At 45.3% G+C, this 12,915-nt stretch carries 12 protein-coding genes and 1 other annotated feature; of the genes, 7 read left to right on the top strand and 5 right to left on the bottom strand.

What is annotated here, in order from left to right; genetic code table 11:
• Positions 1-49: 49 nt before the first annotated feature.
• Entirely contained in the window at positions 50-2,194 is a 2,145-nt protein-coding gene (locus DWW60_RS10655) for a Tex family protein (RefSeq protein ID WP_117875350.1), read from the bottom strand.
• 167 nt (positions 2,195-2,361) lie between these two features.
• On the opposite strand from DWW60_RS10655, the gene DWW60_RS10650 reads away from it, so the two are divergent.
• Positions 2,362-2,985 carry an HD domain-containing protein gene (locus DWW60_RS10650; RefSeq protein ID WP_243002950.1) on the top strand — a complete coding sequence of 208 codons (624 nt, stop codon included), beginning with the start codon at positions 2,362-2,364 and terminating at the stop codon, positions 2,983-2,985.
• Positions 2,986-3,039: 54 nt separating this feature from the next.
• On the opposite strand, the gene DWW60_RS10645 is transcribed toward DWW60_RS10650, so the two are convergent.
• Positions 3,040-3,648: a histidine phosphatase family protein gene (locus DWW60_RS10645; RefSeq protein WP_022216737.1), complete on the bottom strand. Its 609-nt coding sequence runs from the start codon at positions 3,646-3,648 to the stop codon at positions 3,040-3,042.
• Positions 3,649-3,666: 18 nt separating this feature from the next.
• Complete coding sequence (locus DWW60_RS10640; RefSeq protein WP_015533416.1) at positions 3,667-4,341, bottom strand: uracil-DNA glycosylase; 675 nt, start codon at positions 4,339-4,341, stop codon at positions 3,667-3,669.
• Between the two features lie 175 nt (positions 4,342-4,516).
• On the opposite strand from DWW60_RS10640, the gene DWW60_RS13530 reads away from it, so the two are divergent.
• Positions 4,517-4,666, top strand: a complete 150-nt coding sequence (locus tag DWW60_RS13530; RefSeq protein WP_015533415.1) for a hypothetical protein — start codon at positions 4,517-4,519, stop codon at positions 4,664-4,666.
• Positions 4,667-4,739: 73 nt separating this feature from the next.
• Positions 4,740-5,010 (top strand) — a binding site (T-box leader).
• A gap of 49 nt (positions 5,011-5,059) precedes the next feature.
• A complete protein-coding gene (locus DWW60_RS10635; RefSeq protein ID WP_117875349.1) occupies positions 5,060-6,724 on the top strand; it encodes a 2-isopropylmalate synthase in 1,665 nt (554 codons plus the stop codon).
• Between the two features lie 84 nt (positions 6,725-6,808).
• Here DWW60_RS10635 and DWW60_RS10630 read toward each other — a convergent pair whose 3' ends face one another.
• The gene (locus DWW60_RS10630; RefSeq protein WP_117875348.1) at positions 6,809-7,222 is read right to left on the bottom strand and encodes a CBS domain-containing protein; all 414 of its coding nucleotides are present in this window, start codon (positions 7,220-7,222) and stop codon (positions 6,809-6,811) included.
• A gap of 295 nt (positions 7,223-7,517) precedes the next feature.
• Here DWW60_RS10630 and DWW60_RS10625 point away from each other — a divergent pair, with 295 nt between their 5' ends.
• Positions 7,518-8,630: a hypothetical protein gene (locus DWW60_RS10625; RefSeq protein WP_117875347.1), complete on the top strand. Its 1,113-nt coding sequence runs from the start codon at positions 7,518-7,520 to the stop codon at positions 8,628-8,630.
• On the opposite strand, the gene yyaC is transcribed toward DWW60_RS10625, so the two are convergent.
• Positions 8,631-9,182: a spore protease YyaC gene (gene yyaC, locus DWW60_RS10620; RefSeq protein WP_015533411.1), complete on the bottom strand. Its 552-nt coding sequence runs from the start codon at positions 9,180-9,182 to the stop codon at positions 8,631-8,633.
• Between the two features lie 249 nt (positions 9,183-9,431).
• Between yyaC and DWW60_RS10615 the strand changes: the two genes are divergently transcribed.
• Genes DWW60_RS10615 through DWW60_RS10605 form a run of 3 tightly spaced genes read left to right on the top strand, consistent with a single transcriptional unit; the run spans position 9,432 to position 12,791 of the window.
• On the top strand, positions 9,432-10,730 hold the full coding sequence (locus DWW60_RS10615; protein WP_117875346.1) for a LysM peptidoglycan-binding domain-containing protein: 1,299 nt from the start codon (positions 9,432-9,434) through the stop codon (positions 10,728-10,730).
• A 57-nt stretch (positions 10,731-10,787) separates the two neighbouring features.
• Complete coding sequence (locus DWW60_RS10610; protein ID WP_055147984.1) at positions 10,788-12,077, top strand: DUF5711 family protein; 1,290 nt, start codon at positions 10,788-10,790, stop codon at positions 12,075-12,077.
• Positions 12,078-12,095: 18 nt separating this feature from the next.
• Positions 12,096-12,791, top strand: coding sequence for a CvpA family protein (locus tag DWW60_RS10605; RefSeq protein ID WP_015533408.1), 696 nt, complete (start codon positions 12,096-12,098; stop codon positions 12,789-12,791).
• Positions 12,792-12,915 lie beyond the last annotated feature (124 nt).

Raw genomic sequence — 12,915 nt, 5'->3', positions numbered from 1 at the left:
GTATAAACTATGCTGGAGGCTTAAATATGTTACTGTATTTTGTCGTGTGTTAAATACCCTTCATGGAGAGCTGTATGCGTTTCTTGGCGAGGTCTATGCCGATGACCTTTACCTGGACAATGTCGCCGACGCTCACCACGTCAAGAGGGTGCTTTATGAATTTGTCGGACATCTCTGAGATGTGGACAAGTCCGTCCTGATGAACACCTATATCCACAAATGCACCGAAGTCGATCACGTTTCTGACGGTTCCCTTGAGTATCATTCCCTCTGTCAGATCCTTCATCTCAAGGACATCTCCTCTGAGGATCGGCTTTGGCATCTCGTCACGGGGATCACGGGCAGGCTTTTCAAGCTCCTTTATGATGTCGTTGAGAGTTATCGTTCCTGTTCCCAGCTCCTCAGCTAGCTTTTTGATGTTGCCGGCGGCTTTTGAAAGATCCTTGAGCCTGCCGGATGCAATGTCATCGGTTGTGTAGCCGATGTGGCTCAGCAGGGCAGTGGCTATATCGTAACTCTCAGGATGTACAGATGTGGCATCCAGAGGATTTGAGCCGCCGCTTATCCTCATGAAACCTGCGCACTGTTCAAATGCCTTAGGTCCGAGCTTGGCAACCTTGAGGAGTTCCTTTCTGGTTTTGAAGCGTCCATTTGCCTCTCTGTAATCCACGATATTCTTGGCCAGCGTCTTGTTTATTCCGGAAATGTGCTCCATGAGTGGGGCAGAAGCGGTATTGAGGTCGACGCCGACTTTATTTACAGAATCCTCAACAACTGCGTCCAAGGCTTCTGTCAGCTTCTTCTGGTTCATATCGTGCTGATACTGACCGACTCCGATAGCTTTTGGATCGATCTTGACCAGCTCTGCCAGAGGATCCTGTACTCTTCTGGCGATGGAAGCCGCACTTCTCTGACCAACATCAAAATGAGGGAATTCCTCGGTTGCAAGCTTGCTGGCGGAGTAGACAGAAGCTCCTGCCTCGTTGGTTATCACGTACTGTACAGGTGTGTCAAGTTCACTGATGAGCTCGGCGATCACCATCTCTGACTCTCTGGATGCCGTACCATTTCCCACGGATATGAGAGTTATGCCGTACTTCTTTATAAGAGCATTCACAGTATTTTTAGCCTCTGCAACCTTCTTCTGAGGTGCCGTTGGGAATATGACAACGGTGTCGAGAACCTTTCCGGTCGGATCCACAACTGCGAGCTTACAGCCGGTTCTGAACGCCGGATCCCAGCCGAGCACGGTCTGTCCTGCGATAGGAGGCTGCATGAGGAGCTGCTGCAGATTCGATGCAAATACCTTGATGGCACCGTCCTCAGCGGTCTCTGTGAGGGCGTTTCTGATCTCCCTCTCGATGGCAGGGGCTATGAGCCTGTCGTAGCTGTCTGCGATCGCGTCTGAAAGTATCTGTTCGGTCTCAGGATTGTCTCTGACGATGATCTGTTTTTTCAGATATGATATTATGTCGTTGACCGGTGCCTCGATCTTTACTGTGATGAACTTTTCCTTTTCACCGCGGTTAACGGCGAGGGTTCTGTATCCGGTCATCTTGGATACAGGGGTGGAGAAGTCGTAGTACATCTCGTATACGGATTCAGCCTCCGGGTCCTTTGCTGTTGTTCTCAGCACACCGTGTCTGGTGGTGAGGTCTCTTATGTGAGTCCTGTAATCGGCGGTGTCAGATATATTTTCAGCGATTATGTCCATTGCGCCTGCGATGGCTTCGCTGGTGTCTGCAACGCCCTTCTCCTCAGACACATAAGCTTCAGCTTCCTTGACTATCGGAGTTCTTGTCATCTGCAGCATGATGATGTTTGCAAGCCCCTCCAGCCCTTTGTCCTTGGCGATGGTTGCCCTTGTCTTTCGCTTAGGCCTGTATGGTCTGTAGAGATCGTCGACCAGAACCATGGTCTCGGCCTTCTCAATGTCCGCCCTGAGCTGATCTGTAAGTTTTCCCTGCTCCTCTATACTTGCGATGACCTGAGCCTTTTTGTCCTCGAGATTTCTAAGGTATACAAGTCTTTCGTGAAGAAGACGAAGCTGTTCGTCGTTGAGGGAGCCGGTGGCTTCCTTTCTATATCTGGCGATGAATGGAATTGTGTTGCCCTCGTCGATGAGTTTTACCGCTGCTTCAACCTGGCTGTCACGACAGCCTATCTCCTGAGCAATTTTCTTGATTATGTCCATGTATATACTCCTTTTGTAAAGTGTGATGTGCAAAGTAAAAAATATTTCATTGTAAATGTAAAATTTAATAGAAGCACATTTGTTAAGTATATAAAAAATGGATAGATTATTCAAGGCTGCTATGTTATACTTTGTGTAGTTTGGGATGTACTGAAAGGGATAAGAAGATGGCTGACATGACACTGGGAAAAGGCGTTGATGATATGGTTGGACCGGATGTACAGGTTTCAGAACGCATACAGCAGGCTATGGATATGGCAAAAGCATTTCATGAAGGGCAGATGCGCCGGGGAAATGGCGGTATGAAGCCTTATTATGATGAGCATATACTTGGCGTATACAATATCCTGAGAGAAGAGTGCGGGATAACCGACGAGGATATCCTCATAACTGCACTCCTTCACGACACGGTTGAAGATACAGAATGTACACTTGACGATATAGAGAGTGCATTTGGTACGGACATACGCGAACAGGTGAGACTTCTGACTAGGATACAGGGGGAACCGTTTTCCGTATATGCCAGGAGGTTATTTTCCCAGGGTTCGTACCAGACGGTGATCGTGAAGCTGGCGGACAGGCTTCACAATCTCAGAACGATAGTTTATATGCCTGATGTGAGGTGGATACAGAAGAAGATAAAGCAGTCGTATACAGACATTCTCAATCCCCTTCCCGAGGCTATGCGGAGAATAGACGGAAGATATAATGAACAGATATATATGCTCGCAGATAAGATAGAAGAGCAGATACTGGAAGTGCAGAGAGCACTGAACCTGAAACATTCATGATAGGTTGTATCATGGATGAAGCCGGGACAGCGCTCTTTGTTTTTATTATACTGTCTAATAGAAAATTTTTGTCTCGTCGATGATCGTATATACGTTGTCTGAGTAGTCAAGCATTATCACGTTGCAGTTCTGCTGCAGCCCGCCTGACCAGAACTCCTCGAGCGGATGCTTTTTCACATGCATCATCATTGCTTTGTTTATCGCACCGTGGGCAACGATCATGATCCTTGAATATTTTGAGGAGAGTGGCTCCACATACTCAGTCATGAATCTGGCCGCCCGCTGGCAGAGTTCCTCAAATGATTCACCGTTTCCAACCGGGTGATAGAGCTCAGGATGCTTGAAGAAATACTGAAAATCCTGACCTCCGTCTGCCAGAAGTTCTGACATATTCTGCCCTTCCCAGTCACCAAAGCACATTTCCTTTATGAGGTCATTCTTCACAATTGGAATGTCCCTGCCGCCGACAATGAGGCTGGCTGTCTCGTAAGCCCTCTTAAGCGGACTGGAAAACACCATATCAAAGTGTGTGTCTCTCAGATTTTCTCCTGTGATCCTGGCGAGCTCTCGTCCTTTGTCGCTGAGCTCAATGTCAGTCCGGCCCTGAAGCAACTTCTTTTTATTCCATACGGTCTCACCGTGTCTTACAATATAAATCTCCATGTGTATAGTCCTCCAAAATCAAATGTCCTCGATCTGCCAGTCGATAGGCTCGACTCCGTTTGCAACCAGGAAATCGTTGGTCTTGCTGAACGGCTTGCTTCCCCAGAAGCCCCTGTATACAGACAGTGGACTTGGGTGTGCGGACTTCAGGATCAGGTGGTGTGGGTTGTTCAGGAATGCGGCCTTCTTCTGGGCGTATGCACCCCACAGGATGAACACGATAGGTCTGTCTTGCTCGTTCAGGATCCTGATCGCTGCATCGGTAAAATGTTCCCAGCCCTTTCCCTGATGGGAACCGGCTCTGTGAGCCTGAACGGTCAGCACGGCATTGAGCATGAGGACTCCCTGGTCGGCCCACTTCTCAAGATATCCGTTATTGGGGATCTTACATCCCAGATCATCGTGAAGCTCCTGATATATGTTGACGAGCGATGGTGGTATGGTGACACCTGGTTTCACACTGAAACTCAGACCGTGTGCCTGCCCCGGCTCATGATATGGATCCTGACCGATTATCACACATTTTACATGGGATAACGGCGTTGTGTGAAATGCGTTGAATATATCATCGGCTGGTGGGTAGACAGTTTCCGTTGCGTATGCCTGCCCCACAAAATCAAACAGCTTTTTATAGTAAGGTTTCTTATATTCAGGCTTAAGATATTCAGCCCAGTCATTTGTTATTGCTGGCATATTGATACTCCTTTTTGTATACAAATATAATGATCCGAAACACAGTTATTTTATCACGGGCGGGGTGCAAAGTAAAATAAACTAATTCAAGTTTTAAGTTGTAAGAAGCAATATCACATGATATACTTACCATATCTGAGAATTGATAAAGGCTTATAGAAAGGAGCATATGAGTATGGAGAAAGCATATAAGACTATGAAGCAGGTTGGAGCACTCAACATAGCACTTGGGGTTATAACGATAGTTACTGGTCTTGTAGTGGGTATACTGATGCTTACAGCAGGCGGAAGATCTCTCAAGAACAAGAGATTTATTGTCTGGTAGAACTGTTAATATATATAGGATTATAGCGAAAAGGGGTTGACATCTGACACTTGTATGTGTTAGAGTCAGCCTAGATAATGCGATGAAGAGGAGCAGTAGAATTCTGGAGATGTTCAGAGAACCGCCGGTTGGTGTGAGGCGGTGATCGATAGGGTTTGAACTCGCCTTGGAGCAGCCCGCTGAATGGCACGTCAGATGATCGTGTGAAGTAGGAAGGGACGGAGCCTGACCGTTACAGCAGGAGGGTATAAGACGGCGGTAAGTATATCGTTCATCTGTATCTGCGATGAGAGCATACATTATTGTATGAAATAGAGTGGTACCGCGTAACTTACGTCTCTATAGTGATTAGGAGATGTGAGTTTTTTTTTGCTTAAGTAGGAGGTTATATCAATGAAGAATTATCAGAATTACAAGCGTGGCTATTACATGCCGCCGGTACAGTGCACAGACTGGGTAAACAAGGAGTATATTGACAAAGCACCTATCTGGTGCAGCGTGGATCTGAGAGACGGTAATCAGGCCCTGATCGTACCTATGAGCCTTGATGAGAAGCTGGAATTTTTCAAGGAGCTTGTCAGGATCGGTTTCAAGGAGATAGAGATCGGATTTCCTGCAGCGTCCGAGACTGAGTACGAGTTCTGCCGAACACTTATAGAGCAGGATCTCATACCTGATGATGTCACGATACAGGTACTTACACAGGCAAGACCACATATTATAGAGAAGACATTTAAGGCTATAGAGGGTGCAAAGAACGTGATCGTACATCTGTACAATTCAACATCATTTGCCCAGAGACAGCAGGTGTTCAGAAAGTCAAAGGAAGAGATACTTAAGATAGCAGTGGATGGAGCAGAGCTGCTCAACAAGATGGCTGATGAGTACGGCGTTCCATATCGTTTTGAGTATTCACCGGAGAGCTTCACCGGAACAGAGGTTGACTATGCACTTGAGGTCTGCAACGCAGTTATCGATGTATGGAAGCCGACACCGGACAGAAAGGTTATAATCAACCTCCCTGCAACAGTCGAGATGTCACTTCCACATGTTTACGCAAGCCAGATAGAGTATATGAGCAAGAACCTCCACGACAGGGAGAATATTATCCTGTCACTTCATCCTCACAATGACAGAGGCTGTGGAGTGGCAGATGCAGAGCTTGGTATCCTTGCCGGCGCAGACAGAATAGAGGGAACATTATTTGGAAATGGTGAGAGAACAGGAAATGTGGACGTGATCACACTCTGCATGAACATGTTCACCCATGGAGTTGACCCTGAGATAGATCTCAGCGATATACCATCACTCACAGAGATGTATGAGAGAGTTACAGGAATGAAGGTTTACGAGCGTTCACCATATACAGGAAAGCTTGTATTTGCCGCATTCTCAGGCTCACATCAGGATGCCATTGCCAAGGGAATGAAGTTCAGAAAAGAGCAAGGTGACGGAATGTGGACCTGTCCATATCTGCCGCTTAACCCTGAGGATATCGGAAGAAAGTATGATGGCGATGTTATTAGAATAAACAGCCAGTCAGGAAAGGGTGGAATTGGATTCATCCTCCAGACAAAGTACGGCTTTGACCTTCCTGCAAAGTTCAGAGAGGATCTGGGCTACACAGTAAAGGATGTGTCAGATAAGGAGCACAAGGAGCTCAGTCCAAAGGAAGTATTGGATATATTCCAGAATACATATGTCAATATAGATGGCCCTATCAAGATGCTTGAGAATCACTTCGTACAGGGAGATGGAATATCCACAGAGATAACTATTCTGAAGAACGGTGTGAAGAAGGTTTACCACGGCAAGGGAAATGGACGTTTGGATGCCGTGAGCAACGCTATAAAGAAGCACTTTAACATACAGTTCAAGGTCGTATGCTACGAGGAGCATTCACTCCAGACTGGCTCAAACTCACAGGCAGTTGCCTATGTCGGAGTCGAGACTGTCGATGGTAAGGTTACATGGGGTGCAGGAATAAAGAACGATATCATAGACGCATCTGTACATGCACTCGTGAGCGCCGTCAACAGAACGGGAGATCTCAATTAGATATTAAATTAGGGATTAAGATATATTGAATTACATTAAAATACCCGGATGTGCAGGCGAAATGCTTACATATCCGGGTGTTTTTTATGATTCGCTGGTCTTAAGTTTCTTATAGCAGTAACCGATGATATCCTTTCGTGTAACTATGCCGATGAACTTGTTCTGATCGTCAACCACCGGAACAAAATTCTGGACCATGGCTCTGGCTATGAGATCCTCCATGTTGGAACTGATGGATACGGAGGCGTACTCGAATTTCTTTGGAATATCATTGAGGAAGATGCTCTCTGAGGTTTTGAGCGCGTTCATCGAATTGCGCTTGCAGTACCAGAGAATGTCGCCCTCCGTTATGGTGCCGACATATTCACCGGTGTTGGATAGTATCGGTATTGCAGAATATCTGTGTATCTCCATCTTCTCAAGTATCTGTCTGAGTGAAAAACTGTCCTCAATATATGCTACATCGCTCTTAGGTGTAAGAAAAAATAAAATGTTCATGCCGCTTCTCCTTGTCATATATAATTTGTAATTTTACAGCCCCATTCTGTAAATGATAAATACCATGAATATTGCTTATCGCCCATATGTAATAATTATAAAATATAATCAGTATGAGTTCAATTAAATTACTGTGAAATAATAGTGACCGGGTGCATGATAAGAAAGTATTTTCAGAATATAATCCGAAATGTGTCAGATATGTCAGAAATTGCAAAATTATGTTGTTAATTAGTAGGCGATTTGATATTATAAACTTGATATGCACTATTATAAGAGACATAAGGAGGACTGTATGGGATCGGAGAATGTTTTCCAGGAGAATCAGGAATATCTTATAAAGGCAAGGGAGCTGGTGGTGGCTATCGATGATGTGCAGGACAACCTTGAACAGGCGAGAACGGCACAGAGAAAGACCAGCAGGAGTATCTCACAGGAGGAAAAGGGCCTTTCTGATGAGATCAGTTCAACCTTGAAAAACAGAAAGAATGAGATAGAGGGTGGATACGACCAGCAGCTTTCGGCGAACGGAGCCAAGATAAGGCAGCTTCAGTCAAAAAAGGATAAGAAGAAGACGGAGCGTATGGGCAACCGAATAGAGAGCGAGACGGCTTCCCTCAACGAGAGCAACAGACAGCTCAGACTCAAGGCAAAGGAGCTGTTTAAGCAGAACAATGTATCGGGCTTCTGCAATACGGGCTTCTTCTACTGTATGTTCGCTCCGTGCGGAGCAGGCGACGTGTTTAAGCTTATACTGCTTATACTTCTGTTCTGCGGATGTATACCTGCGATTGTATGCGTGGCGCTTTCATACACCATATACCAGACTGGAGTTCACACTTTGACGTATGTGGTGATCAGTCAGGCGATCGTCATAGCAGAATTTATCATATATTTCATAGTGTTCAATCTTGCCAAGGTAAAGAATCTTGAAATCGTCAATGAGGGCAGGCGGATAAGAAACAAGGTCCGCGCCAACAACAAGCAGATAAGGATCATCAGAAACTCGATAACAAGAGACAAGGATGAGAGTGTATATAATCTTGGCAAATATGATGAAAAGCTCAGCGAGCTTGAGGCGGAGCGCGAGGATATAAGCAATCGCAAGCTTGAGGCGATAAAAGTATTTGAGAATGATACAAAACAGGTTATAACTGATGAGATAACAGGAAGACGGCAGCCGAAGATCGACGCACTTAAGGCGGATCTGAAGCAGCTCGAGGAAAAGATCAATGCCATGGAGTCACAGCTTGCTGATATGCAGAGCCATCTGACTGACAGCTATGTCACATTCCTTGGCAAAGATCTGCTCACAGAAGAGAAACTCTCTGATCTTATATCGATCATGGAGGAGGGCACGGCAAGCACAGTGTCAGGCGCCATAGAGGTTTATAAGGGAGAGAGCTAGTCAGTGTGTCGATGATGACAGTATGGCGTCAGAGATGAAGCGTGCCATATTGCTGACGGTATACAGCCTGGTGCTCTGAAGAAGACTCATACCTGGCTTTCCAGACAGATTTACAATCCCGGTGATGGAGATATCTCCTATCGCCGGGAGTTTTTTATTTACACCGATTCCGGGGTACAGGGGGGCGTTAGAGAGCGTGATCATACCTACATCTGAAGGACGTCCAAGGGATGCGTCGACGGCGATGATGGCGGGGGAGACAAAATGGTCGTATATATGGTGTATGGTATCGCGCAGATTGAGGGCGTGGACCGGAGCTTTTAACGTTCCGTACACTTTGAAAGGACAGTTGTGCTCTGTCAGAAAGCTGCCTGTCAGAGGGCCGAGAGCATCACCGGTAGCGCGGTCGGTTCCTATGCATAAAACCACGGTGCTGTCAGAAGGCTGCCCACTGTCTGCCAGAAAATCCGATATTCTGGTTGAAAGCGCACGGCAGGCAAGAATGTCATTTGGATTAAAATATTCTGTTTGTCGCTGCTTCTTTTTTATCATATCAATACCCTGCCTGTGTTTTATAGTATAGAGTATTTCCAAGATTATCAAAGTTTACACAATAGATTCATAAAGCGCTCATTTACGTGATCCTGTAGATATAGGTCGTAATAGGCTGGAATATAGGGCGCAGTTACACACATCAAATGACATGATTTCCTAAAAAAGCGTCTTGTCAACATGGTATTATTCATGCATCGTTGGCGGAGCTGTAAGGGCTGATGCTTAAGAGTATAGGAGGTCGGGTGAATGATAGAGATAGTATATGATGAAGCAAATGAGATGATGAGGTCAAGCGACAGGGTGAAATATGAGCTGCCCAAGAATATACGACAGGTGGGAAATGCCCCAGGAAATTACAAGATATATGTAGAAGACTATGTCATGACATATCTGAGGAGAATTGCATCGCCGGGCAATATGAACTGCCGTGGAGCCATACTTCTCGGAAAAGTATATGATGAAAATGGCACAAAGGTGATATTTGTCAGCGGCGCAGTGGATGCACAGAATCTTGAATTTGACATATCCATGATAAAATTTGGTGACAGCGAGTGGAGCGGGATATATGCGGAGATAAACAAATACTTCGATGACCTATCGATCGTGGGATGGTTCCTGTCCAGAATGGGTTTCTCTGCAGAGATAAACGATCAGATGAAAAGGCTGCACCGCGATAATTTCCCGGGTGAGGGAAAGATCCTGTTCCTTATGGATGCACTGGAGTGTGAGGAGGCATTTTATTATTACGATCACGGGACCCTTATGAGGGAAAAGGGATACTATATATATTATGTGAGAAATGAGAAAATGCAGAACTACATAATCAGCAGAAAGCGTGAGACTGCGGAATCTGCGACAGACAGTGTGGTAATAAAGGATAAGACGGTTGTTGAAAACTTCAGAGAGAGGGGGAAACAGACGGAGAACCGGAAGAAGAGGAGCTGGGGTACAACCGCGGCGTGCTTTGTTGCGGTATGTGCGGTGTCATTTGGTGCATTGTGGTACATATCCCCGGATACAGTGGGGCAGATAATGGACAGGCTGACAAAGGCAAAACACTCCGGTGAGGTTCAGGTGTTCATGAACAGTGCAGACACCATGGCCGGTGCTGAGAAAACAGTGGGAGGAGCTGCATCCGGAGATGCCTATATACAAAAAAATACGCCGGGATCACAGAACACGGAGGCAACTCAGAATGCGGAAGGGGTGCAGGATACAGAGACGGCACAGAAAGCAAATGGATCGCAGGATATATCAGCGGCGCAAGGCGCGGAGAATACAAGTGCTTCGGTGGAGGGAACTTCGTATGGCTCGGAATACACTTCGGACAGTGTTTCAGATGAAGCTGTAACATCAGAGATACCTTCTGTGCCGGAGGATACGGAGAGCATCTATGTGGTTGAACCTGGGGACACTCTTGTGAGTATATCGATAAAGATGTACGGAACGCAGGATGGCGCAGAGAGTATAGCGGCGGTAAATGGCCTGAAGATAGATGAACCTATATATGAGGGCCAGAAATTGGTTATTCCCTATACAGATTAAAAATGCTATAATTACCATGTTTTTTTATAGTGAATAAAGAACAGAAGGAATACGGATATGAAATTTTTAACAAAAAATAAAAAAACTGCGGATAAGGAAATTGCTGCGGGCAGAGACGATGAAAAACAGGAAGTTCAGAATCAGACAGAAGATGATATGGACGAGGAAAGCCTTGCAAATGGCAGGGATAATGTCATTGAAGTAAAACGTACCATGGGCAAAAAAGGCAAAATGCTCCTCGCTATCGCAGCAATTGTGGTTGTGCTGGGACTTGTCACTGCACTTTTGAGATATAATGCGATAAAGACATACACTCAGTATGATGTGGTGTCAGCGACGGAAACATCAGGTGACAATATAGCAGATTACACGGTATTTGCGGGAAATGTGCTGAAGGTGACCAAGGACGGTGCATCTTACATAGATGAAAAAGGCGTGACAAAGTGGGATGTGAGCTATGCGATGAAGATGCCACACGCAGAGGTGTGCGGAAACTACGCGATAGTTGCGGATATGAACGGTAAAGATGTGTATGTGTTTAATGTTGATGGCGAAGTCAGCCGTCAGACTCTCGCTTACGACATCTCAAATGTTGATATTGCAGAGCAGGGAGTGTACACCCTTGTACTTGTGGGAGAAGACTGCAATTATATCAATGGATACGATAAGGACAGCAACACGATCTATGAGCTCAAGACCACGATAGATAAAAGTGGATACCCTATGGATATAGACATATCGAACGATGGACAGAAGCTGGTCACAAGTTATATGAAGATACAGGGCACAAAGGTACAGTCTGTGATAGCCATGTACAATTTTAGCTCGGTTGGACAGAATGAGAATGCTGATCGTATGATGGGAAGCTATACAGTGGATGATGCACTGTATCCTATCGTGAAATTTACAGATAATGACAATATTGCATGCTTTGGTAATAACGATATAAGAACATACACTATGACGGAGAAACCGGAGGAGAGAGCTGTTATAGATCTCAGATCCAGGGAGATGCAGGGCGTATTCTATAATTCTTCCTGCGTGGGTTATATTGCTGTCTCGGATTCTGCCTCAAAGGCGAAATACAAAATATATATATATGACAACAAGGGTGCGCTGAAGGCTGAAGTGGACTACGACAATGCATTTGACAAAATATATGCAACTGAAGAGGAGATAATAGTCACGGGAGATATGGACTGCAGTATAATCAGGTTTAATGGAAGTATGAAATTTAATTATTCATTCACCAAGAATCTTGTAAATGTTGTGCCGGACTCAAACGAGGAGGAGTATGTGGTCATATTTGAAAATGAGACGCAGACTATTGCCCTCAAGGGCATGTAAGAGAAAGGAGAAGCACATATGAATCTGATGTTGCTTGCGTCTGTGGCGGTTATTCTTCTGTGCGCCCTTATCGGATACAGGAGAGGTCTCATCAAAAGTGCGGTAAGTGCAGTGGGCATAGTAGGAGCGGTGATCCTGACAAATGTGCTGAATCCGTATGTAAACCAGTTCCTCTGTCAGCATACACCACTCAGAGACACCGTGAGGCAGAAGGTGGAGCAGAGCATAGGAGTGGAAGATATCAGTGAAAGTGTATCTGTCTATGAGAAAGAAGATTATCTAGAACATACAGAACTGCCGGAGATCGTGAAGAACTACATACGCAGTAACGGCGGAGACAAGATAAATGGAAAGGCGATCGGAGACTATGTGGCATATGTTGTGGATTATCTCACGGATATGGTCATGAACGGACTGTCTTATCTGTTAACCATATTTGTGGTGCTACTGCTCGTGTTGATAGCTCTTGCGTTATCGCATGTTCTGTCGGGTATCCCCGTGGTCGGTGGACTGGACAAAGCAGGAGGACTTGTTTTTGGCGTTGCACAGGCTGTGTTGTGTATATGGATCGCAATGGTTCTCATAACGTTTTTGTCAGCATTCTCAGTGGCTTCGCAGATGCTGGAAATGGTACACGACAGCAAGGCTCTCACATATCTGTACGATAAAAACATTTTTTTGAAAATAGTTATTGACATATTGGGAGATATTTAGTATAGTTTCACTTGCTGGTTGTGACCGGCACAAGTTAACATCGATTTTCTTCTTCTGTCACTGGAATATGATGACAAAGAAAATGAAAAAAGTTGTTGACATACACACTTCGGTGTGGTAATAT

Source organism: Coprococcus sp. AF16-22 (genome assembly GCF_003461545.1).
Taxonomy (GTDB): Bacteria; Bacillota; Clostridia; order Lachnospirales; family Lachnospiraceae; genus Coprococcus; species Coprococcus aceti.
This window is presented reverse-complemented; position numbering and strand designations above follow the sequence as displayed.